This window comes from Pseudomonas sp. (assembly GCF_035512415.1).
GTDB lineage: Bacteria > Pseudomonadota > Gammaproteobacteria > Pseudomonadales > Pseudomonadaceae > Aquipseudomonas.
Window position 1 is genome coordinate 155056 of the sequence record NZ_DATKDZ010000026.1, and the last position, 23050, is coordinate 178105.

The following is a 23050-nucleotide window of genomic DNA, read 5'->3' on the forward strand; positions in this document are numbered from 1 at the left end:
CTGACGGGTATAGTAAAAATAGCAAACTCACTAGTCCAGTATTAAAAACGACCAATGCCAAACAAAGTGTTGCCACCCAGCGGCCCAGGCCGCCCCAAAGATCTGGTCAAGCGCCAAGCCATCCTCGAAGCGGCGAAAACCCTGTTCCTGAGTAATGGCTACGACGGCAGCAGCATGGACGCGATTGCCGCCGAGGCCGGCGTGTCCAAGCTCACGGTGTACAGCCACTTCACCGACAAGGAGACGCTGTTCGCCGCCGCGGTGCAGTCCAAGTGCCAGGAGCAGTTGCCGGAGCTGCTGTTCGAGCTGAACGAAGACGCGCCAATCGAGCAGGTGCTGCTGAGCATCGGCCGCGGCTTCCATGTGCTGATCAACAGCTGTGAGTCGGTGGCGCTGCACCGCCTGATGGTCAGCCTGGCCGCGCAGGACTCGAAGCTGTCGAAGATGTTCTACGAAGCCGGCCCGCAGCGGGTGCTGCACGCGATGGCTGATCTGCTGCGCCAGGCCGGCCAGGCCGGCAAGCTGCACGTACCCGACCCGCTGAGCGCGGCGGATCAGTTCTACTGCCTGATCAAGGGCGGAGCCAACTTCCGCCTGCTGATCGGCTGCGGCGAAGCCCAGCAGGGCGAGGCCGCCGAGCAGCATGTGCGCGATGCGGTGGGGGTCTTTCTGCGCGCCTATCGCGCTGAGTAGGCACGCAGCGGCGTAGAACGGCTCAGACCTACTCGCTGGCGGCCTGCAGCTTCTTCTTCGGGTAGATGTCGTAACGGCTGGATTTGCCCTCAAGGGCATAGCCCGGCTTGGCTCCGTCAATCAGCGGGGCCTTGCGCGGGCGCTTGACCACGACCCGATGGCTGGCCAGGTTCAGCGCCGCTTCGAGCAGGGCCGGCGCGTCCAGATCGTCGCCAACAAAGGGTCGGAACAGGCGCATCTCCTTCTTCACCAGAGCGCTCTTGTCGCGATGGGGAAACATCGGGTCGAGGTAGATCACCTGCGGCGGCTCGCCCTGCCAGGCGCGCATCAGCTCGATGGCATTGCCCGTCAGCAGGCGCATCTGCGCGGCAATCGGGGCGACATCGCGGTCCAGCGCCGCACGCGTCAGGCCGTCTTCCAGCAAGGCAGCGATCAACGGCTGACGCTCGATCATGGTCATGCGGCAGCCCAGGCTGGCCAGCACAAAGGCATCGCGGCCCAGACCAGCCGTGGCATCCAGCACAATCGGGCGCACCCCGGCCTGTACCCCGACCGCCTTGGCGATCATCTGCCCGCTGCCGCCGCCAAACAGCCGGCGATGGGCCACCGCACCTTCGACAAAATCCACTTTGACCGGCCCGGGAGCCTGGGGCCCCAGCTCGACCAGCTGCAGACCGCCCTCGCCCAGCTGTAGGACAAACTCGCTGTCGCCCTCCAGCGGCAAACCCAGGCGCGCAGCCCAGGTTTCGGCCGCGGCCTGCAGATGGGGGGCCAGGGCCTGCATACGAATTCTGGCTATTAGCCGCTCATCACTCATCAGAAAATGTGCTCAAAAATCACTCAATTGACTGCCAAAACAGCCGACAACCTGCCTGAGCGGCATTTTGCCAGACCCGGCAGCTTCCAGCCGCACCGAGTTCGCCATGTTCGATGTAATTTCCGCGCCGCGCAGCGTCGCCCCGTCGGCCGCCAGCACCGGTTCGATCAGCGAGACGCTGGATGAGGGCAAGCGCGCCTCGCTGGACTACCAGATCCTGCGGCGCACCCTGAAGATCGATAAAGACGAGGCCCCAGCAGGCCCCGACAACCCCGCCGAAACGCCCAGCGAGCCAGCGGCCGTCACGGCCCAGGCCAGTGACTTTCAGGAACTGGCCGCCCAGCGCCAGCTGGAGCTGAACGTCAGCTTCAACCCCGCACTACAGCAGACCGACCCACTGGTGCTGGATATCGCCGGCAATGGTTTCAGCACCAGCGGCCTGAGCCGTTCGGTGCGTTTCGATCTGGATGCCGACGGCAAGCTCGACCAGATCAGCGTGCCCACTGGTGACGACGCCCTCCTCGCCTATGACCGCAACGGTAACGGGCGGATCGACGATGGCCGTGAGCTGTTCGGCGACCAGCATGGCGCGGCCAACGGCTTTGCCGAGCTGGGCAAGTACGACGACAACGCTGACGGCCGTATCGACGCCCAGGACGCCATCTTCGAGCGCCTGAGCCTGCTGCGCTTCGACGCCCAGGGCCGACAATCCAGCCAGACACTGAGCCAGGCCGGGGTCAGCGCCATCGAGCTGCAAGCGCGGGATGTGAAGATTGCCCTGGGGGCCTATGACGAGATCGCCCAGCTCGGCCGCTTCGAATTCGCCGACGGCCGCAGCGGCCAGGCCGCCGACCTGCTATTGGCGCAGCGTTAAGCGCGGCAGCCCGCAGGGACGCTTGCAGAACCTGTGTTCCGATCTCGCGAGCTAGAGCCATGCAAGGCGCTACGTAGTAACAGCCTCCGGCTGGTCAAAACGGCGAGGAAGCGGAGTGTACTTTTGTACATGAGCATTCCGAACCTGTTTTTAACGCCGCAGGGCCGACGCGCAGCAGATCCGAACCAGGTTCTCAGCGACACATCCGCCACATTCCCATATCCACATGAAAGTGATCGCGGTGGGCGGCGTTGTATTCCGGGCCGAGAGTGGTGTTGAAGCTTTTGCACGCCGCCTGCTGAACCTGGCGCAGAAACTGCGCATTTTCGCCCTGCTTGGGCCAGTCATGCAGCACGCTGATGCGCCGGCCATCGGCCAGACGGAAACCGATGATATCCAGCGCATTGGCCGAGGCATGCTGGCTGCGCCGCTGGCTACCGGCGATGCTGCGACAGGCGAAGCTGCCGACATGCTCGACCTGCACCACCGGCTGGCCGAACACCGCCTGGGCCGCAGGCTGCAAGCCGTGGCGCTCGAACAGGGCAAAGGCCGCCGCCAGCGGACAACTGGCCAGAAAGCTGCTGCTGAACTGCACACCGGAGGCCTGCACCCGCAGGGCATTTTCCAGCGGGCAGGCCGCCTCGGGGCTGCCATCGCGCTGCAGGGTGTAACGCATGGCCGAGGTGCTCAGGGCTTGCTGGCACAGCGCAGGGTTGTCCTGCAGCCGCCAGAGTTTGAAGCCGGTGAGCAGATTGGGCGACTCGCGGATATCCAGCACAGCCCAGGGGTTCCAGCGCGGCGGCACATCCAGCACGCCACGCCAAACCGCCAGCAACAGGCCGGCGAGCACGACACAAAGGATAAGAAAGGCGCGAAAAAAGGTCATGCCGCGCAGCCTATCAGAGCAGGCCCAGTTGCTCGACCTCGACCTCGACCTCGGTCTCGCTGTGCAGCTCAGGCAGCGCCACCAAACCCGGCAGCCTGAGCATCAATTGCTGATGAAAGCGCTCGGCCAGCTGCGGAGCCAGGCGGTTGTCCGAGGTATGCAGGAAGACGTAAGGCGTGCGGCCCTCTTCGATCCAGCCCGCCACCTTGTCCAGCCAGGGAGCCATAAAGGGATCATTGGCCAGCAATTCGGGATGGCCGATAAAACGCAGCTGCGGTGACTGGCTAAAAGCCGTCGGCCGCAGCGGCAGACGCGGCTTCTTGGCTTGTGCATGGAGCACCGCCGGTGCGCTGGACGCGCAACTGAACAAGGCCCGCGAATCCAGGCAGATGCGCTCGATGCCCCGCTCATGCAGCAGACGGTTGAGCGCTCGTTCTTCATCGCCCCTGGCGAAGAACGCCGGATGACGAACCTCGACGGCCAGCTCGCCAGCCATCCAGGGCTCGATAAACCCAGCCAGCTCAGCCAGACGCGCAGGGCCGAAACTGGCCGGCAACTGCAGCCAGTACGGCGCAACCCGCCGCCCCAACGGAGCCAGCAGCCGGCGAAAGTCCTCGGCCGCGCTCAGCTGTTCGCGCAGATCGCCGCCATGGCTGACCTCCCGCGGCAGCTTCGCGCAGAAACGCAGATGCGCCGGCATACGCTCGGCCCAGCGCGCCACGGTCGCGACGGAGGGCTGTGCATAGAAAGTGGTGTTGCCTTCCACGGCGTTGAACACCTGGCCGTAGCGCGGCAGGAAATCTGCCGGACGGCAGCTCTGGGGATACAGCGAACCGCGCCAGGCCGGCTCGCTCCATGACGGGCAGCCAAGGTAGTAGGGAAGCATCGGTTCTTATGACCAGGGCAACAAAGAGTCAGGCGTAGAGGTCGAGCCCCATTACCTGCTGGGCATCCGCGTCGACGGCGAAACTGGCGGTGGAGCTGTAGCTGGCCAGGGCCTGGGCGGCGCGATTGTTCAAGGGGGGCTGATAGAGCTGATCCGGCATGCGCGCCGGCAGGCTGTCGCTGCTGGCATTACCGGCATCGACCTTGCGCACCTGGGGCGTCTGCTCCAGGCCCTGGCTGTTGGCGGGCGAAGCCGGTTGCTCACGACGTGCCTCTACCTCGCGTTGGGCTTCGCGAAACGGCGTAACCGCAGAGCCCGCGCGGGCGCTGCGATCTGGCAGATATGAGGGAGTAAAACCGTCGATTCGCATCAGTTACTGCTCGGCTGTTCAGCCAACGATGGATACAGGTAACGGCAATTTAGCCTTGCCGGGGGCACTTGGCAATCGGCCACTGCCGAGCTGACCATACGTGCGACGGAAGGTGTCGCAGCCAGGCTAGCAAACTGGCTCAGAGCGGTGCCTTGGGTGTGGCGACCTTGTCGCGCAGGTACACCGGCTGCGCCAGGTCCGCCGCCACGGCTTCGCCGCGCTGCCAGGCAAAGTGCGCCAGGCTCAGCAGGTCTTCGGCATGGGGCAGCATGGCCGGGTCCTGGGCGGTTACCGCCAGCGGAATCCGCGCGGCAAAGGTGCCCCAGCCGGTGCCTGCGCCAAACCACTCGCCACTGGCGTCGCGGGGCAGGCTGGCCTGTTCCGGCGGCAAAACAGCTTCGAGGCCCTGCAGGCGCATCTCGCCCTGCTCGGCGCGGTAGCAACCCCAGTAGATTTCATCCATACGTGCATCGATGGCCGCCGCCACCTGCTGCGCGCCGTGCTCGCGCAGGCTGCGTTGAGCCAGCACCGCCAGGTTGGATACCGGCAACACCGGGCGTTCCAGGGCAAAAGCCAGGCCCTGCACTACGCCGATGGCGATACGCACGCCGGTAAAGGCCCCCGGGCCGCGACCAAAGGCAATGGCGTCGAGCGCCGACAGCGGCACCCCGGCATCGGCCAGCAGCTGCTTGATCATCGGCAGCAGGCGTTGGGCATGCAGGCGCGGGATCACTTCGTAATGGCTGAGCACCTGGCCGTTATGCAGCAGGGCAACGGAGCAGGCTTCGGTGGCGGTATCCAGGGCCAGGAGAGTGGTCATTGCATTCGGACAGGTGACAAAATGGACCGGCATTAGAACGGCTTGAGGCTTTTTTTTCCAGCGCAATCACTGCGGCTCGCGCCTGCCACGCGAACAAACTCGCCTACGCACCAGGCCCAAACAGACCCGGTGCACACTCAACCAACAGCGGCTTACCAGGCCTCGATCACGGTCTCGGCTTCCCAGGCTTTCAGGGGTGCCTTGGACCATGTGCCGTAGCTCGCATTAGGGAAGACGATCCACTCGGCACCCCATTTGTCCGCTTCGGCGGCCACGGTGGCGCGCTGATCGGCCAGCGGCGTCTTGCGGAAACGCCCATCGAAGTCATGCAGCGTATCGCCCAGCAACAGCACGATCTGATGATCGGCGCTGACGATGGCGCGCCGCTCGACCTTGGGCGGGCCCAGCAGCAGCACACTTTCCGCCGATATCTGCGGCAGACCAAGCTTGCTCAGGGTGGCCAGGGTGTGTGGCTTCTGCTCGTCGGCACGGTCCGAGATATAGCGAATGGTCACCCCGAGCTTGTCGGCGTGCTCAAGGAATTTCTTCGCACCCGGGATCAGCACCGGCGTGCCGTCGCGCTCCCAGGGCAGCCAGGTGTCCCAGGCGTCATAGGTGTGACAGTTGGCCAGGTCGCGCGCCAACAGGGCGCTGTTATCAATAACGGTTTCATCCAGATCGGTCACGATGGCCAACTTCGACGGATCCTTCGCGGCGGCCACTGCCGCATCCAGCTTCAGCGTTGCGATGTTGTAAGCCTGCAGCTGCAGGGCCTGAACCTCCGCCGATTGCTGCTGGAAACGCAGGCCCATGGTGAACTCGGCAACCGCGCAGTCGGTCTTGGGCTTTGCCGCGGTATCGGCAAAGGCCGCAGGACTCCCCACCAGCGCTAACGCAAGGCCCAACCAGATGGCACTCTTTGCTGTTTTCTCGGTCATTGAATGCGCTCTCTTCCTTAGTATGGGTTAAGGCTTAAAGTCTACGACCACCTCGTCATGGTCTAGACCAGAATCGATGCTAGCTTAGGCGAGCAAGGTTACTGTTCTATGAACGACGTTCAGCGAGTCCAACGCGCCAACCGTAGAAACGACAACGGCCCGCAAAAGCGGGCCGTTGTCTGACTGCAACAAGGCTTAGCTAAGAGCTGCAAGCACCTTGGCAGTGATCTCGTCGACCGAACCGACGCCGGCAATAGCGCTGTACTTCGGCGTGCCGTTGGCGACAGCGAGCTTCTGGTAGAAGTCCACCAGCGGCTTGGTCTGCGAGTGATAGACCGACAGGCGATGACGTACGGTTTCTTCCTTGTCGTCTTCGCGCTGGATCAGCTCGTCACCGGTTTCGTCGTCCTTACCGGCAACTTTCGGCGGATTGTGTTCGGTGTGATAGACGCGACCCGAGGCCGGATGCACGCGACGGCCAGCGATACGACCAACGATTTCTTCATCATCAACCGCGATTTCCACCACGTGGTCGATGACCACGCCCGCTTCCTTCAGGGCTTCAGCCTGAGGAATGGTGCGCGGGAAGCCGTCGAAGAGGAAGCCGTTGGCGCAATCGGCCTGGGTGATGCGCTCCTTGACCAGGTTGATGATCAGGTCGTCGGAAACCAGACCGCCGCTGTCCATCACGCTCTTGGCTTTCAGGCCCAGCTCGGTGCCGGCCTTGACGGCAGCACGCAGCATGTCGCCAGTGGAGATTTGCGGAATACCAAATTTCTTGGTGATGAAACCAGCCTGGGTACCTTTACCGGCACCTGGCGCCCCCAGCAAAATCACGCGCATTGATGTGCTCCTCAAGATTCAAAGAAAAATCGTCGGACTCGCCTCGTGGGGCCAATCTCAGAATAGTTCGGGCAAGTGGTCCCGCAGGGGCGGCCAGATTGCCAAAGGCCGATCAAGATACACAGCGCACCCCCAGCGCACAAGCCACCGAAAGTCGGATAGAACTACGACCAAGGCAGCATCGGATAACGCCTCGGCCCAGGGCCTGCGCGCATCCGCCAGCAGGCTCTGGGCCCTCGCCTGCAGGCCTTAACCGGTATTGCGCAAACCCGCGGCAATACCCGCCACACTGACCAGCAGGGCCTGTTCCAGAGGGCTGTCGGCCTGGTTATCGCGCTGCCTGGCGCGCGCCAACAGCTCGGCCTGGAGCAGATGCAGGGGGTCTAGATAGGTGTTGCGTACGCTGATCGACTCCAGGGTCTCGGGGCTATGGCCAAGCAACTGCGACTGCCCGGTCAGCCCCAGCACCGCGGCCACCGCCTGCGACAATAAGCCGCGTAAATGCTCGCCCAGAGGTTGCAATTTCGGCTCGACCAAACGCTCGTCATAGAGCCGGGCGATGGCTTCGTCGGCCTTGGCCAGGACCATTTCCAGCATATCGATACGGGTGCGGAAGAACGGCCAGTGCTCGCGCATCTGCGCCAGCAACTCGCCTTCGCCGCGCTTCATGGCATTGCCCAGAGCGTATTCCCAGCCCAGCCAGGCCGGTAACATCAGGCGGGTCTGGGTCCAGGCGAAGATCCAGGGAATCGCGCGCAGGCTCTCCACTCCACCCTCGCGGCGCTTGGCCGGGCGACTGCCCAGGGGCAGGCGGCCGAGTTCCTGTTCCGGGGTGGCCTGGCGGAAATAGTCGACGAACTGCGGATGCTCGCGCACCACGCTGCGGTATGCACTGACGCCATCGGCAGCCAGTTTGTCCATCAGCTCGCGCCAGGCCGGTTCCGGGCTGGGTGGCGGCAACAGGGTGGCTTCCAGCACGGCGGCCAGATAGAGGTTGAGGTTTTGCTCGGCAATATCCGGCAGGCCGAACTTGAAGCGGATCATCTCGCCCTGCTCGGTGGTACGGAAGCGCCCCGCCACCGAACCCGGCGGCTGCGAGAGGATGGCCGCATGGGCCGGGCCGCCGCCGCGCCCGACGGTGCCGCCACGGCCGTGGAACAGCAGCAGCTCGACCTGGTTGTCGCGGCACACCTGGACCAGGGTTTCCTGGGCGCGGTACTGCGCCCAGGCCGCGGCGGTGGTGCCGGCATCCTTGGCCGAGTCGGAATAGCCGATCATCACTTCCTGCGGGCCGTGCAGGCGCGCGCGGTAGCCATGCAGGCCAAGCAGGTGGCTGATCACGGGGCCTGCGTTATCCAGGTCGGCGAGGGTCTCGAACAGCGGCACCACGCGGATCGGCCGCTGCAAGCCGGCTTCCTTGAGCAGCAGCTGCACCGCCAGCACATCGGAAGCCGCGCCGGCCATGGAGATCACGTAGGAACCCAGGGACGCCGCTGGGGCGTTGGCCACCTCGCGACAGGTGGCCAGCACCTCCTCGGTTTCGCCACTGGGTTTGAAGTGCCCGGGCAGCAGCGGCCGACGGTTTTCCAACTCGGCCAGGAGAAAGGCCACGCGGGCCTCTTCGTCCCACTCGGCATAACGCCCCAGGCCCAGGTATTCGGTGATTTCGCTCATGGCCGCGGCATGCCGGCTGGAGTCCTGGCGCACATCCAGACGCAGCAGAAACAGGCCGAAGGTGGCGGCGCGGCGCAGGCAGTCGAGCAGCGGGCCATCGGCGATCACGCCCATGCCACAGGCGTGCAGCGACTGGTAGCAAAGGGTCAGGGGCTCAAGCAGCTCGCGGTTGTCCTGCAAGACCGCCGCCGGTGCCTCCAGGCGCTCAGCCAGGGCCGCCTGGGCCCAGCTACGGGTGGCACGCAGGCGCTCGCGCAGCTGCTTGAGCAAGCTGCGGTAAGGCTCGGCGCTGGCCCCGACCCGCGCCAGCAGTTCAGGGCTGGCCTGCTGCATGGACAGCGAGGCGGCCAGTTGATCGATATCACGCAGGTACAGGTCGGCAGCCATCCAGCGCGCCAGCAGCAATACTTCGCGGGTTACCGCAGCGGTGACATTGGGGTTGCCGTCGCGGTCGCCACCCATCCAGGAGGCGAAGCGGATCGGCGCGGCATCCAGCGGCAGGTGAAAGCCGGTGGCGACATGCAGGGCCTGGTCGGCTTTGCGCATCACATTCGGCAGGGCATGCCAGAGCGAATGCTCGATCACCGCAAAGCCCCACTTGGCCTCATCCACCGGGCTGGGCCGACTGCGGCGGATTTCCTCGGTATGCCAGGCCTCGGCGATCAGCCGGTGCAGGCGCTGCCTGACCCCCTCGCGCTCGGCCAGCGACAGATCGCTGTGATCGCCAGCCGCCAGCTCTTCGGCGATGGCGTCGTATTTCTGGATCAGGGTACGCCGCGCCACCTCGGTGGGGTGCGCGGTCAGCACCAGTTCAATATCCAGCCGGCCGAACTGCCGGGCCAGAGCCTCGCCACCCTGACCATTGGCCAGCAGGCGCTGCAACAGGTCGGCCAGTATGCTGGCCTCGAACGGCTCGGCCTCGTCGGGCCCACGGCGGCGCACCCGATGGTACTGCTCGGCGATATTGGCCAGGTTGAGAAACTGGTTGAAGGCGCGTGCCACCGGCAGCAACTCGTCATCGTCGAGCTGATTGAGGGTCGCACTCAGCTGTTCGGCCCCGGCCGCCGAGCCACGCCGCGCGCCCTTGGCCCCCTTGCGGATGCGCTCGATCTTGTTGAGAAAGGCTGCGCCACGCTGGCTGCGGATGGTGTCACCCAATAGCTCGCCGAGCTGATGCACGTCTTCACGCAAACGCGCGTCGATTTCTGCCATGACTGCTGCCTCCATTGATCCCAGGCTCTCAAGAGTGCCCAGCGCGGCAACTTCTTACAAGGGCGCGACTCCAACTGCATGGAGGCTTAACGGCGGTCTAGGCTTTGCCTAAGCACACTTCGATCGCCCCTAACGGCCTGTTACAAAGGGCCAAGGACTATCCAGCATGAAGATTCGCGAACTAGTAAGTACCTGGGAAGACCAGGCCAAAGGCCGTCTGACGCCGACGACCTACCATATCCATCTCGACCTGGAGTCGGCGGCGCGCATTGCCGCCCTGTGCGAGATGTACCCCAAACGCGGCCCGCAGGAGCTGCTGGGCGAGCTGATAGGCGCGGCGCTGGAAGAACTGGAAGCCAGCATGCCCTATATACAGGGCAACCATGTGGTGGCCACCGACGAGCAAGGCGACCCACTCTACGAAGACATCGGCCCGACCCCGCGCTTTCTCGCCCTGGCGCGTAAATACCTGCACGAGCTCGACGACCAGCCGGACAGCAGCAGCCACTGAAGGGCCGCCGAGGTCATGTAGGGCGGGGGCAACCCGCCACAACTACTGCGGTCTGGCGCTGACGCCGGCACCAGCGATTTCAGCTCACTGGCTGGCAGCGGCAGCCTGTTCGCTGGTGCAGCGCACGGCCTGCTTGCGCTGGTCGACCAGCACGCCACTGAGCCCCTTCTGTTGCAGATCAAACAGCACCAGCACGCCATCGACGCACTGCGCCACCTGGCTGGCGGGCTTTAGCGACACCTTGTAGTCCTCGCCGGGAATGGTCTTGAGCATGGTGAACTCGGACAGCAACAGGGCGTCTTCCGGCTTGGCGATATGCAGATAGCCGTAGTAGCCGAGCGTCGCCACAGTGGCGCAGACGCTGACAATGGCGGTAAGGATCAAGGGGATGGGGTTCAGTTCGCTCATTACAGACTCTCGGAATTAACAGTTAGCGGGCTAAGCACAGGGGGCGCAGCTTGCAACAAACTCTCTCGCCTGCAAAGACCTAGATTGCCGCATCACTTGCCACCTGCGCGCACTTCCTCCCGGGCCTTAAACGTGGCCTCGTAGACACGTTCGGCCAGACGCGAAAACGGCAGGCTCTGCACCCACACCGTGCCGGTGCCCTTGAGCGTCGCCAGGAAAATCCCCTCGCCGCCAAACAGCATGCTCTTCAGCCCGCCCGCCAGGCCGATGTCGTAGTCGATGCCCTGGGTAAAGGCCACCAGGCAGCCGGTGTCCAGGCGCAGGGTTTCGTTGCGCAGCTCCTTGCAAATCACCGTGCCGCCGGCATGTACAAAGACCAGGCCGTCGCCCTCAAGCTTCTGCAGGATAAATCCCTCGCCGCCAAAGAAGCCGGCTCCCAGGCGCTTGTTGAAACTGATACCGACCGCGGTGCCATGGGCGGCGCAGAGAAAGGCGTCTTTCTGGCAAATCAGCGTGCCGCCATGTTCGCTCAACTGGATCGGCACCACGGTACCCGGGTAGGGCGCGGCGAACGCCACCCGCGCCTGGCTTTTGCCGGCATTGGAAAAGTGCGTCATAAACAGCGACTCACCAGTCAGCATGCGTTTGCCCATGCCCCACAGTTTGCCCAGCACACCCGTGGCCGAGCCATCGCCCATGCGCGTTTCAAAACGCACGCCGTCGGTCATGTAATTCATCGTTCCGGCCTCGGCGATCACCGTCTCGCCCGGGTCGAGGATGATTTCCACGCTCTGCGCCGAAGCGCCGAGGATTTCGTAGTCGAGTTGATGGCTGGGCATGGGGAGCTCCTGGCAGGTTGGAGGACGATTAGGGGAAGGCAATCTATAGGGGCGCGCAACCCCGTAGCCTGGATAAGCGCAGCGCAATCCGGGTAGCCTGATCCCGGATTGCACCAAGGCTTATCCAGGCTACAAAACTGTGAATTCGTAGGAGCGGGGGGGACGCCCAGCCCCATGCCCGCGATGCCTTTGGGGCGCATGACTTATCGCGGTCATGGACCGCTCCTACACCCGACGACAGACATCATTCCATCAAAGAATATTGGCGTAGTCGGCTTCGATTCGATCCAGACTCAAATGGTTCAGGAAGTTGGAGAAACACATCCAGGCCGACAGCGAGTTGAGGTCGCTGAATTGCGGCGGCAGGTATTTGGGTGGTGTCACCAGGCCCTCATCCACCAGCTGGCGCAGGGTGCGCATGTCTTCCAGGGTGGTCTTGCCGCAGAACAGCAGGGGAATCTGCTCCAGCTTGCCTTTGCGCACGGCCAGCTGGATGTAGTTGTAGACCATGATAAAACCCTTCAGGTAGGACAGGTCCTTGGTGAAAGGCATGCCGGTGGGGGTTGAACCGCGGAATACTCGGTTGGCGTTGCTGTAGCTCTCTTCCTGGCTAAAGCCCTGCTCGCGATAGAAGTCGAATACCTGAAGAAAGTCCGCGCCCTCCTCGGCCATATGAATGGCGCGGGTGCGATTGGTCAGCTTGCGCAGGCGGGTCGGGTAGGAAGCGAAGGCAATCACCTCCATCAGGATCGCCAGGCCTTCCTGGGTCACGGTGGAGGATGGCGGGCCCTTGGACAGGAAGGTGCAGACCGGCTGGTTCTGGCCATTGAGGGTGGTGGCCACATGCACCAGACCTTCGTGGACTTCCAGAGCCTTGACGTCGCGCTCGTTGAAGGTGGCGTCGCTGCGGATCTTGATGTAATCGGCACCGGCGGCGGCATCGGCGAGAATGCCGTCGGATTCGAACACGCGGATGGTGCTCTCTTCCTCGCCAAACACCTTGTTCAGCCGCCGCTGCAGCATATCGACGGCCTCCTTGGCGTTCAGGTTCTTGGGTTCGTCCTTGAGGTCGCCGCGCTTGTCGATGTTATTGAGAAAGCCGGAAAACATCATGCCCAGGTCGGCCAGGGTCGGGTCGCCAGCATGGAAGGCATCGGAGGCCGCGCCGTAAAGCTCCTGGGAGATCAGGCCGAAGTCCTCGGTGCCGCGCGCCTCGAGCATGCGGATCACCATGCGGTATTCGCGGCACATGCGCCGCATGATCTGCCCGACCGGGTTGAACTGGCCAAGCTGGCGGGTGACATCGCGCTCGATATTCTGGAATTCCAGCTTTTTGGCCGATGCATCGAAGGCCAGCGGGCGGTTCAGGTAATAGGCGCGGTCGACTGCCGGCAGTTGCCGGCCTTTGTGCTTGAGAAACTCGGCGCGCACGCTGTCGTCCCACTTCACCGCATCCAGCACGCGGATCGGCGTCTGCGCCTCGACAATCCGGTCGGACAATGCCCGTACGATCAACTGGTAGTCGTCCAACCCTGCCTGGCTATTCATGCTTGCCCCATATTCGTCCAGCGGGTCGCCGAAAAACCACCCGTCAATCCTCTCATTCACCTGCGCGCTGATAGCGCGCGACTTCGATAAACACGTCCGTATTGGCCTGGTCGTCGAGGTAGGCGAACACCAGCTCCAATGGGCTGGTCACCAGCACGCCATCGCCCTGGCCGCTGTCGAACACCTCACCCGTCAGGCTGCCGGCTTCCAGCTCCTGCATGATGCGCTCGACGTCCAGGTTATAGAGCACCAGCTCGCCATCCAGGGTCAGTTCAAAACCGGCAATGGTGAAGTTCGCCCCCAGGCTTTTCGGCAAGCCCGCCGAGAGGTACCAGCGGCGACCATGGTGAGCCACGGTAAAGCCGTATTCTTCCAGGCTGTCGAGGTTATCCGGGCTGTCCACATAGGTCTGGGCCTTGTACAGGTTGGAGCCGGCACGGCTGATCTGCAGGTACAGCTGCTCGCCCCATTCGTTCTTGCGTGACCACTCGCCCAGCAAGGGAATAGGAGCCGCCTCGTTGGCCGGGATCGGGTCTTTGAAGGTGACCAGGCAGCCACCCAGTAACAGGAAAGACAGGGCAAACAACGCGCGCCAAGCCTTCATCAAACTCTCCTTGTGGATGCACATACGCGGGGCTCAGAGGCCCAGCACCAGATGCATATAACGTTTAAGAATGGCCAACATATCCTCGCTGTCCAGATGGTCGACACCGTCGAGCAGGCCTTGATACTCCATGCGCAGAATAATCGCCGTCAATAGCTTGGCATCCTGCTCCGGCTGCTGCGAACCCAGCACCTGGAAAAAGTGTGTGACGCCCTGCAGCAGAATTTGCCGATGGGCCCGCACCAGCGCATGCAGACGCGGGTTGAGCAGGGCTTCCTGCTGAAAGGCCTGCTCGGCCAACAGATGCTCCCGGCGGTTGAGCAACTGGTTGCGTACGTATTCCACCGCCAGCCGGGCGATCTCGTTGGCCAGCCGCCGCCGCGCCTCGACGCTGCCATCGAGCTGGCTGACCTGCTGCTGCAACAGGCCCTGGGTGCTGCTCCAGAAGTGCGCCATATGGGCGGCGCTGCGCTCGACGAACTGGGCGAAGGTATCGGTGATCAGATCATCGATATCCTTGAAGTAATAGGTGGTGGCCGACAGCGGCACCTCGGCCTCGGCGGCCACCGCCCGATGACGCACGGCGCGCACACCCTCGCGCACGATAATGCGCATGGCCGCATCGAGAATCGCCTGGCGTCGCTGCTCGCTACCCTGGCGACTGGCCTTGCGCCCCTGGTACTGAACACTCTCGGCAACGGCGTTGGCCACACGGGTGGCGCTTTCCTGGGCTGTCTTGGGCATCACGACAGGGCATTCCTCTCTGGCACGTGAAGGGGCTCTTCACTATTTAGTCCGTTAACCGCCAAAAACAATCCTATCCGGGCAATAAAAAGCCGCCCGTAGGCGGCTTCAAGGCGATCAGGCCTGCGGGCGCATATGCGGAAAGAGGATCACGTCGCGGATCGACGGCGCATTGGTCAGCAGCATCACCAGGCGGTCGATGCCGATGCCTTCACCGGCGGTCGGCGGCATGCCATATTCCAGGGCGCGAACGAAGTCGGCGTCATAGTGCATGGCCTCGTCGTCGCCGGCGTCCTTGTCGGCCACCTGAGCCATAAAGCGCTCGGCCTGGTCTTCCGCGTCGTTCAACTCGGAATAGGCGTTGGCGATTTCACGGCCACCGATAAACAGCTCGAAGCGGTCGGTGACGCTTTGATCGTCGTCGCTGCGACGGGCCAGCGGCGAGACTTCGAAGGGGTAGCGAGTAATGAAGTGCGGCTGCTCCAGCTTGTGCTCGACCAGCTCTTCGAAAATCATCACCTGCAGCTTGCCCAGACCTTCGAAGCCGAGCACCTTGGCCCCGGCCTTTTTGGCGATGGCGCGGGCCTTGTCGATGTCGGTCAGGTCGGCTGCGGTCAGCTCAGGGTTGTACTTGAGGATCGAGTCGAACACCGACAGGCGCACGAAAGGCTCGCCGAAGTGGAACACCTTGTCGCCGTAGGGCACGTCGGTGGTGCCGAGCACCAGCTGGGCCAGCTCGCGGAACAGCTCCTCGGTCAGGTCCATGTTGTCTTCGTAGTCGGCGTAGGCCTGGTAGAACTCGAGCATGGTGAACTCGGGGTTGTGCCGGGTCGAGACGCCTTCGTTACGGAAGTTGCGGTTGATCTCGAAGACTTTTTCAAAACCGCCAACCACCAGGCGCTTGAGGTACAGCTCCGGGGCGATACGCAGGAACATCTGCATATCCAGGGCGTTGTGGTGCGTCTCGAACGGCTTGGCCGCCGCGCCGCCGGGGATGGTCTGTAGCATCGGCGTTTCCACTTCGAGGAAATCGCGCTTCATCAGAAAGCTGCGGATATGCGCGATGACCTGCGAACGCACGCGGAAGGTCTGGCGCACGTCTTCGTTGACGATCAGGTCGACGTAGCGCTGGCGATAACGCTGCTCGGTATCGCTCAGGCCGTGGTGCTTGTCCGGCAGCGGGCGCAGGGCCTTGGTCAGCAGACGCACCTCGGTCATTTCCACATAGAGGTCGCCCTTACCAGAACGGGCCAGGGTGCCGACGGCGGAGATGATATCGCCCAGGTCCCAGTGCTTGACCTCGGCCAGCTTCTCTTCAGACAGAGTCTTGCGGTTGACGTAGACCTGGATGCGCCCGCTCATGTCCTGGATGACCATAAAGGAGCCGCGGTTGAGCATGATGCGACCGGCGACCTTGACCGGGATGGCGGCTTCGGCCAGCTCTTCCTTGGTCTTGTCGGCGTACTGTTTCTGCAAATCCGCGCAGTAGCTGTCGCGACGGAAATCGTTGGGGAAGGCGTTGCCCTGCTCACGCGCGGCGGCAAGCTTTTCCTTGCGCAGGGCAATCAGCTTGTTTTCTTCCTGCAGCAGTTCGTGGTGGTCGAGTTGTTGGTCGCTCATGGTCATCAAGTTCCGTCACTGATTCGTTCCCTCTGCCCGGCGGGGAGAGGGAGTCAAAAGTCTTACAGCCCCTGCTTCAGGCTGGCCACCAGGTACTCGTCGATATCGCCGTCGAGCACGTTGACGCAGTCGCTACGTTCGACGCTGGTACGCAGATCCTTGATCCGCGACTGGTCGAGCACATAGGAGCGGATCTGGTGCCCCCAGCCGATATCCGACTTGGTGTCTTCCAGGGCTTGCGAGGCGGCGTTGCGCTTCTGCACTTCCTGCTCGTACAACCTGGCCCGCAGCATTTTCATGGCGGTGTCCTTGTTGGCGTGCTGGGAGCGCTCGTTCTGGCAACTGACCACGGTATTGGTCGGCACGTGGGTGATACGCACCGCCGAGTCGGTGGTGTTTACGTGCTGACCACCGGCACCGGATGAACGATAGGTGTCGATGCGCAGATCGGCGGGGTTAATCTCGATCTCGATGTTGTCGTCGATTTCCGGCGAGACGAACACCGCGGTAAACGAGGTATGGCGACGGTTACCGGAGTCAAACGGGCTCTTGCGCACCAGGCGGTGCACGCCGATCTCGGTGCGCAACCAGCCAAAGGCGTATTCGCCCTTGATATGCAGGGTCGCGCCCTTGATCCCGGCGACTTCGCCAGCGGAGAGCTCCATGATGGTGGCGTCAAAACCGCGCTTGTCGGCCCAGCGCAGGTACATGCGCAGCAGCATGTTGGCCCAGTCCTGGGCTTCGGTACCGCCGGAGCCGGCCTGGATATCGAGGTAGGCGTTGTTGGCGTCCATTTCGCCGCTGAACATGCGGCGGAACTCCATCTTCTCGAGGATATCGCGCAGACGCTCGACCTCGGTGGCGACGTCGTCGACGGCGGCCTGGTCTTCTTCTTCGGCGGCCATCTGCAGCAGGTCGCGGGAGTCGGCCAGGCTGCTATTGAGGTCGTCGAGGGTGTCGACGATCAATGCCAGGGAGGCACGCTCGCGCCCCAGATTCTGGGCGTATTCGGGGTTGTTCCAGACGTTCGGGTCTTCGAGCTCGCGGTTTACTTCGACCAGCCGATCATGTTTGTGATCGTAGTCAAAGATACCCCCGAATAGTCAGGGTGCGCTCGGACAGGTCCTTGATGCTGTTCAGGATCGGGTTGATTTCCATGGCTGGCGGCACTCGCAGGTCAAACTTTCGGAAAAGCCGGCGAGTATACCTCAACCCAGTCGCCCCTGGCAGCCCGTAATCGGCTGCATGTCACACGGCCCGGGAGCGGCGGCACACTATAATCGGGCGTTTCGCTACAATGCCCGCCCATTCAAAGGAGCCTGGTGCCCATGCGTTCATCGCACAGCCTGCGCAGCCGTTTCGCCATCCTGATCGCCCTGCTGGTTTCGCTCCTGAGCTGGCTGCTCGGCACCCTGATCGGCCAGGACTCCAGCCAGCGCATCCGCGAAGAAGTCGGCCGCGACCTGGCCGAAGTGTCCTTTATGATGGTCGACCGCCTGGACCGCGACATGCAAAGCCGCGCCGGCATGCTCCAGGTACTTGGTCAGCTGCGCGCCCTCAGCGCGCCCAACGACCTCGGCGAGGTGCGTCGCCTGCTCGACCGTCTGCAGGTGGAATTCCCCAGCATTGCCTGGATTGGCTTCACCGACGCCGCGGGCAAGGTGCAAGCATCCAGCAATGGCATTCTCGAAGGCGTCAGCATTGCCCAGCGCCCGGTCTATCTGGAGGGTAAGCAGGGTCTGTTTATCGGCGATGTGCACGAGGCCGTGCTGCTGGCCAAGCTGCTGCCCAACCCGACGGGCGAGGCGATGAAGTTCGTCGATATCAGCCTGCCGGTGCATAACCAGGCGGGCGAGTTGGTCGGCGTGCTGGCTTCACACCTGTCCTGGGGCTGGGCCGACGAGGTGCGTTTGTCGATCCTCGAACCGATTCAGCAGCGGCGCAATGTCGAATTCTTCGTCATAGGCGCAGACCGCACGGTGCTCCTGGCCCCCAAGGAAATGATCGGCCAGCGCCTGCATCTGCCTGCCCTCAATGCGCCGCGCAACGACCAAGGCGACTGGGCCGTACAGGAGTGGCCGGACGGCAAGCACTACCTCACCGGCCTGGCTACCAGCCAAGGCTACAAGGACTATGCCGGCCTGGGCTGGACGGTGATTGCCCGCCAGTCCCTGGATGAAGCCTATGCCCCTGCCCGCGTGCTGACCTACCGCATCATGCTCTGGGGCAGCGGCCTGGCCCTGCTGTTTGCATTCCTCGGCTGGTTGCTCGCCGGCTACTTCACCCGCCCGCTGCGACAGATCGCGCAAGCGGCAGACCGCCTCAGCGCCGGCGAAATTAGCGCGATTCCTGACCTGCAAGGCACCCGTGAAATCGCCATCCTCAGCCACTCGATTCGCCATCTGGTGGAAAGCCTGACCCACCAGCAGAACGCCCTGGGAGCCATGGAAATCCTGGCCCACCATGACCTGCTGACCGGCCTGCCGAACCGGGTCGCCCTGGAGCACTACCTGCCCCGCGCCCAGCAACGCTGCCGGGCCAACCATAGCTGCCTGGCGCTGTTCTATCTGGACCTGGATGGCTTCAAGCCGGTCAACGACCAGTTTGGCCATGCGGCCGGCGATCAACTGCTGCGCGAGGTCGCCATCCGTTTGCGCGGCTGCCTGCGCGAGGGTGATCTGGTGGCGCGCCTGGGCGGCGACGAATTCCTTATGCTTCTGCAGGTGCCCGAGAGCGATGCCCAGGACCAGGCCCGGCTGATTGCCCAGCGCACCCTGGCGGCCCTGCAGGCACCGGTCACCCTTAACGGCCAGCTGATGCAGATTGGCTGCAGCATTGGCGGCGCACTCTGGCCACTGGACAGCGAACAGATCGAAACCACCCTGGAGCTGGCCGACCAGGCGCTGTACCGCGCCAAGCATGCTGGCAAGAACTGCGCGGCCTTCCACAACGAGATCGGGCCGAACCCGAGCGAAGCCCAGAGCGACTAGCCGCCTACTCGACCAGCGCCTGACACCCCACGCCCGCAGAAACAGCTGCAGGGCGAGCGGGCGGCGCAAGGATCAATTCGGCGGCCTTCTCGGCAATCATCAGCACGGGCGAGCAGGTATTGCCCGAAACGATGTTCGGCATGATCGAGGCGTCGGCAATCCGCAGCCCCGGTACGCCATGCACTCGCAGCTGCGCATCGACCACGGCATCGCGGCCCTGCCCCATGCGGCAGGTGCCCACCGGATGGAAAATCGTCGTGCCGATCTCCCCCGCCGCCCGCTGCAGATCCTCTTCGCTCTGGTAACTCGGCCCGGGCTTGTACTCCTCCGGCTTGAAGGCCGCCAGGGCCGGCGCGGCGACGATGCGGCGGGTCAGGCGAATGGCATCGGCGGCCACCTGCAGGTCGCGAGGATCACTCAGGTAATTGGGCTGGATCAGCGGCGCGGCGGCGGCATCCAGCGAGCGGATCTCGACCTTGCCGCGGCTGTAGGGCCGCAGGTTGCACACCGAGGCGGTAAAGGCCGGGAAGCCATGCAGCGGCTCGCCGAAACGCTCCAGCGACAGCGGCTGCACATGGTATTGCAGGTTGGCCGACGGCTGCGCCGCGCTGGAGCGGGCAAACGCGCCCAACTGGCTGGGGGCCATGGCCAGCGGCCCACTGCGTTTGAACAGGTACTCCAGGCCCATGCCCAGCTTGCCCCAGGGGTTGGCAACCAGCTGATTGAGGGTAGGCACGCCACTGACCTTGTAGATCAGGCGCAATTGCAGATGGTCCTGCAGATTCGCGCCAACCCCGGCCAGCTCATGCTGCACGCCGATACCCAGGCGTTGCAGCAAGGGCCGCGACCCGATCCCGGAACGTTGCAGCAGTGTCGGCGTACCGATGGCACCAGCGCAGAGAATGATTTCCCGGCGCGCCGCGATCTGCAGCTCACGCCCCTGCCACTGCAGCCGGAGGGCACTGGCGCGACCATCGGCCAGCACCACCCGCTGCACCTCGGCGTCAGTCAGCACGCGCAGGTTGGGACGCTGGCGGATATCGCGGAGAAAGGCCTTGGAGGCATTCCAGCGCACGCCGCGGCGCTGATTGACCTGAAAGTAGCTGCAGCCCTCGTTATCGCCGCCGTTGAAATCCTCGATGCTGGCGATGCCGCTCTGCTCGGCCGCCTGGCGGAACGCCTCCAGCACCTGCCAGGACAGGCGCTGGCGCTCGACCCGCCACTCCCCCGCCGCGCCGTGCAACTCACTGTCGCCGCCATGGTGATTTTCCGTGCGTTTGAACAGCGGCAAGACATCCGCCCAGGCCCAGCCGGGATTGCCCGCAGCAGCCCAGCCATCGTAGTCGCGGGCCTGGCCACGCATATAGATCATGCCGTTGATCGAAGAGCAGCCGCCCAGCACCCGCCCCCGCGGGTACTTCAGCGCCCGCCCGTTCAGGCCGGGTTCGGCCACAGTGTCATAGCACCAGTCGGTGCGTGGGTTGCCGATGCAATAGAGGTAGCCGACCGGGATATGAATCCAGGGGTAGTTGTCGCGCCCGCCAGCCTCCAGCAGCAACACCCGCACCGCAGGGTCCGCCGACAGCCGATTGGCCAACAGACAACCGGCCGGACCGGCCCCCACGATCAGGTAGTCGTAGCTGTCCAGGGGATCCTGCATCGGCAACCTCGCTGTGGCCATTGCTGTTCGAATGGACAACAGCCTAGCCGCTCGGCAAGCCGAGCGGCACGAACTTTTGCTCTGGGATAAACGCGGTGAATAGCAGTAGGCCCTGCGTTTGTTTGGGCGCAAGCCCTGCAGCGGCCATGGGCCGCTGACAAAACACCCGTAAACCAAGGCTATGTACCAATTAAGTGTTGCCAGCAGTGCTTGCGGGTGCTGCGAACCCTGTAGGAGCGGGCCATGCCCGCGATGTTTTTCTATTGAGCCACGATTCGCGGGCAAGGACTAGGTGCCCCCCGCTCCTACAAGGGCTGAGCGTGCCGACAACAGCTAACTCAGAAAGAGCCAAAACCAAACCCGACTTGCATCCGGGCTACCGAATAGCATCAGCCAGCGCTTAGCTCCACCCGTACCTGGGCCTCCAGTTCACCCTTCAAGGCCGGGTCGAGCTTGAGCTGACGGGCCAGTTCCTCGAGGTAAGCACGTTCCATAAAGTGCTCCTCGTCGACCATCAGTACGCTGGCGATATACATCTCGGCGGCCATCTCCGGGGTAGTGGCCGCACGCGCCACTTCCGCCGGATCGAGCGGCTTGTTCAGTTCGGCATCCAGCCAGTGCTGCAACTCGACATCCTGAGTCAACTTGACGAATTCGCCTTCGATCAACTGCCGCTCGCGCGCATCGACATGGCCATCGGCCTTGGCTGCCGCCACCAGGGCCTTGAGAATCGCCTGGCTATGCTGCTCGACCTGAGCCGCCGGCAGGCGATCCAGGGTCTGCGGCTCGCCTTGCGGGGCCGAGGCCTGCTGCGCCTGCCAATTGCCATAGGCCTTGTAGGCGATCACGCCTAGCGCGGCCAGACCGCCATAGGTCAGCGCCTTGCCGCCCAGCTTGCGCACGCTCTTGTTGCCTAGCAGCAGGCCCATGGCCCCGCCAGCCAAAACGCCGCCACCCGCACCGGAAAGCAGGTTGCCCAGCCCGCCACCACCCAGCAGCCCACCCAGACCAGCCGGTGCCGAGCCCCGGGCCGAGGACTGACCACCCTGCTTTTGCAGCATGTCCTGACCGGATTTAAGTAACTGATCGAGCAATCCACGGGTATTCATGCAGCGTTCTCCAGATAGGTAGGCACCTCAACAGACCGACTTTACAACCAAGGGTTTCGGGATTCAGCAAATCGAGTGCTGCACGATATTGCTGCGCCAGTGGCTGTTCGTCGGTTAACCGTCGCAAAACATGTCAAATAGTGGACGCCGTCACATAGTGCCGGTAGCCGTTCACTATTTGACGCCGGTAGGATGACGACACAGAACAAATCTATGGCCAAAGGCTATCAAGCGCCTGAGCCGGGAACCCGTCACCCATGTCCCTATCGACCCTGCGCCTGCACTTAAAGCCCCTTGCCAGTCTGACGCTGGCTGTCTGGCTGCTCGGCCCGCTGAGCGCGGCGCAGGCCACGCCCCAGGGCGGCGCAATGGCCGATGCCCACAGCGCGGCGCGCCTGGCCAGCTGGCATCTGTTGCTGGAAAGCGCCGAGGGCGAGGATGATCGCGCCCTGCTGGAGCGGGTCAACCGCTTCGTCAATCGCTCGGTGAGTTTTGTCAGCGACCAGCAAGCCTGGGGCCAGCAGGACTACTGGGCAACCCCGGCACAGACGCTCGGCCGGGGCGTGGGCGACTGCGAAGACTTCGCCATCGCCAAATACTTCAGCCTGGTGCGCATGGGTGTGCCGAGCGAGAAGCTGCGCCTGACCTTCGTCAAAGCGCTCAAGCAAAACCAGGCACATATGGTGCTGACCTACTATGCCAACCCCAATGCTCAGCCGCTGATTCTCGACAACCTCGACCCCGCCATCCGTCCCGCCAGCGAGCGCAGCGACCTGCTGCCGGTGTATTCCTTCAATGATCTGGGGGTATTTCTGGCCAAAGCACCGCAGCGCGTCAGCCAGCCGCCGCAGTTTCTCTCGCGCTGGAACGAGCTGACCGAGCGCGCCGTGGCCGATGGCTCAGCCGCCCCCGCACCACGCGGCTAAATCCGTCCTAAAGCAGAACGTAGCCCGGATGAAATCCGGGAATATTGTGTGGCTGACTCCACTCCCCGGATCGCATCC

The 23050-nt window shown here is 63.5% G+C and carries 22 protein-coding genes; 5 read left to right on the top strand and 17 right to left on the bottom strand.

Annotated elements, in window-relative coordinates; translation table 11 throughout:
- Positions 1-54: 54 nt before the first annotated feature.
- Positions 55-693: a TetR/AcrR family transcriptional regulator gene (locus tag VMP31_RS13300; RefSeq protein ID WP_325507860.1), complete on the top strand. Its 639-nt coding sequence runs from the start codon at positions 55-57 to the stop codon at positions 691-693.
- A 28-nt stretch (positions 694-721) separates the two neighbouring features.
- Here the strand turns inward: VMP31_RS13300 and VMP31_RS13305 are convergent, their stop codons facing one another.
- Positions 722-1510, bottom strand: coding sequence for a class I SAM-dependent methyltransferase (locus tag VMP31_RS13305; RefSeq protein WP_325507862.1), 789 nt, complete (start codon positions 1508-1510; stop codon positions 722-724).
- Positions 1511-1616: 106 nt separating this feature from the next.
- Here VMP31_RS13305 and VMP31_RS13310 point away from each other — a divergent pair, with 106 nt between their 5' ends.
- Positions 1617-2384, top strand: a complete 768-nt coding sequence (locus VMP31_RS13310; protein WP_325507864.1) for a hypothetical protein — start codon at positions 1617-1619, stop codon at positions 2382-2384.
- Positions 2385-2577: 193 nt separating this feature from the next.
- Here VMP31_RS13310 and VMP31_RS13315 read toward each other — a convergent pair whose 3' ends face one another.
- The 7 genes from VMP31_RS13315 to ppc form a co-directional block, all read right to left on the bottom strand.
- Positions 2578-3270, bottom strand: a complete 693-nt coding sequence (locus VMP31_RS13315) for an extensin family protein (protein ID WP_325507865.1) — start codon at positions 3268-3270, stop codon at positions 2578-2580.
- Between the two features lie 13 nt (positions 3271-3283).
- A complete protein-coding gene (locus tag VMP31_RS13320; protein WP_325507867.1) occupies positions 3284-4156 on the bottom strand; it encodes a DUF72 domain-containing protein in 873 nt (290 codons plus the stop codon).
- 28 nt (positions 4157-4184) lie between these two features.
- On the bottom strand, positions 4185-4526 hold the full coding sequence (locus tag VMP31_RS13325; RefSeq protein WP_325507869.1) for a hypothetical protein: 342 nt from the start codon (positions 4524-4526) through the stop codon (positions 4185-4187).
- A 139-nt stretch (positions 4527-4665) separates the two neighbouring features.
- Positions 4666-5346, bottom strand: a complete 681-nt coding sequence (gene tsaB / locus VMP31_RS13330; protein WP_325507870.1) for a tRNA (adenosine(37)-N6)-threonylcarbamoyltransferase complex dimerization subunit type 1 TsaB — start codon at positions 5344-5346, stop codon at positions 4666-4668.
- Between the two features lie 152 nt (positions 5347-5498).
- On the bottom strand, positions 5499-6284 hold the full coding sequence (locus tag VMP31_RS13335) for a 5'-nucleotidase, lipoprotein e(P4) family (RefSeq protein ID WP_325507872.1): 786 nt from the start codon (positions 6282-6284) through the stop codon (positions 5499-5501).
- Positions 6285-6479: 195 nt separating this feature from the next.
- A complete protein-coding gene (gene adk, locus VMP31_RS13340) occupies positions 6480-7127 on the bottom strand; it encodes an adenylate kinase (protein ID WP_325507874.1) in 648 nt (215 codons plus the stop codon).
- A 249-nt stretch (positions 7128-7376) separates the two neighbouring features.
- On the bottom strand, positions 7377-10013 hold the full coding sequence (gene ppc / locus VMP31_RS13345) for a phosphoenolpyruvate carboxylase (RefSeq protein WP_325507876.1): 2637 nt from the start codon (positions 10011-10013) through the stop codon (positions 7377-7379).
- A 166-nt stretch (positions 10014-10179) separates the two neighbouring features.
- Between ppc and VMP31_RS13350 the strand changes: the two genes are divergently transcribed.
- The gene (locus tag VMP31_RS13350) at positions 10180-10524 is read left to right on the top strand and encodes a pilin assembly protein (protein WP_325507877.1); all 345 of its coding nucleotides are present in this window, start codon (positions 10180-10182) and stop codon (positions 10522-10524) included.
- Between the two features lie 84 nt (positions 10525-10608).
- Here VMP31_RS13350 and VMP31_RS13355 read toward each other — a convergent pair whose 3' ends face one another.
- The 7 genes from VMP31_RS13355 to prfB all read right to left on the bottom strand — a co-directional run bounded on the left by VMP31_RS13355 (position 10609) and on the right by prfB (position 17445).
- Positions 10609-10932, bottom strand: coding sequence for a hypothetical protein (locus tag VMP31_RS13355; protein ID WP_325507879.1), 324 nt, complete (start codon positions 10930-10932; stop codon positions 10609-10611).
- Positions 10933-11024: 92 nt separating this feature from the next.
- Complete coding sequence (locus tag VMP31_RS13360; RefSeq protein WP_325507881.1) at positions 11025-11771, bottom strand: TIGR00266 family protein; 747 nt, start codon at positions 11769-11771, stop codon at positions 11025-11027.
- A 252-nt stretch (positions 11772-12023) separates the two neighbouring features.
- The gene (locus tag VMP31_RS13365; RefSeq protein ID WP_325507883.1) at positions 12024-13319 is read right to left on the bottom strand and encodes a flavohemoglobin expression-modulating QEGLA motif protein; all 1296 of its coding nucleotides are present in this window, start codon (positions 13317-13319) and stop codon (positions 12024-12026) included.
- Between the two features lie 52 nt (positions 13320-13371).
- A complete protein-coding gene (locus VMP31_RS13370; protein ID WP_325507885.1) occupies positions 13372-13923 on the bottom strand; it encodes a hypothetical protein in 552 nt (183 codons plus the stop codon).
- A gap of 33 nt (positions 13924-13956) precedes the next feature.
- Positions 13957-14667, bottom strand: a complete 711-nt coding sequence (locus tag VMP31_RS13375; RefSeq protein ID WP_325507887.1) for a TetR/AcrR family transcriptional regulator — start codon at positions 14665-14667, stop codon at positions 13957-13959.
- Positions 14668-14784: 117 nt separating this feature from the next.
- Entirely contained in the window at positions 14785-16287 is a 1503-nt protein-coding gene (gene lysS / locus VMP31_RS13380) for a lysine--tRNA ligase (RefSeq protein WP_325507889.1), read from the bottom strand.
- 62 nt (positions 16288-16349) lie between these two features.
- Positions 16350-17445, bottom strand: a protein-coding gene (gene prfB / locus VMP31_RS13385; RefSeq protein ID WP_325507891.1) for a peptide chain release factor 2 whose coding sequence is annotated in 2 segments (ribosomal slippage) — positions 16350-17372 and positions 17374-17445 — 1095 coding nt in all. Because the reading frame shifts where the segments join, the coding sequence is not laid out codon by codon here.
- A gap of 170 nt (positions 17446-17615) precedes the next feature.
- Here prfB and VMP31_RS13390 point away from each other — a divergent pair.
- Positions 17616-19277, top strand: coding sequence for a GGDEF domain-containing protein (locus VMP31_RS13390; RefSeq protein ID WP_325507893.1), 1662 nt, complete (start codon positions 17616-17618; stop codon positions 19275-19277).
- 4 nt (positions 19278-19281) lie between these two features.
- Here the strand turns inward: VMP31_RS13390 and VMP31_RS13395 are convergent, their stop codons facing one another.
- Positions 19282-20937: a GMC family oxidoreductase gene (locus VMP31_RS13395; RefSeq protein WP_325507895.1), complete on the bottom strand. Its 1656-nt coding sequence runs from the start codon at positions 20935-20937 to the stop codon at positions 19282-19284.
- A gap of 389 nt (positions 20938-21326) precedes the next feature.
- Positions 21327-22046: a tellurite resistance TerB family protein gene (locus VMP31_RS13400; protein WP_325507897.1), complete on the bottom strand. Its 720-nt coding sequence runs from the start codon at positions 22044-22046 to the stop codon at positions 21327-21329.
- Between the two features lie 257 nt (positions 22047-22303).
- On the opposite strand from VMP31_RS13400, the gene VMP31_RS13405 reads away from it, so the two are divergent.
- On the top strand, positions 22304-22972 hold the full coding sequence (locus VMP31_RS13405) for a transglutaminase-like cysteine peptidase (RefSeq protein WP_325507899.1): 669 nt from the start codon (positions 22304-22306) through the stop codon (positions 22970-22972).
- The last annotated feature ends 78 nt before the right edge of the window (positions 22973-23050 follow it).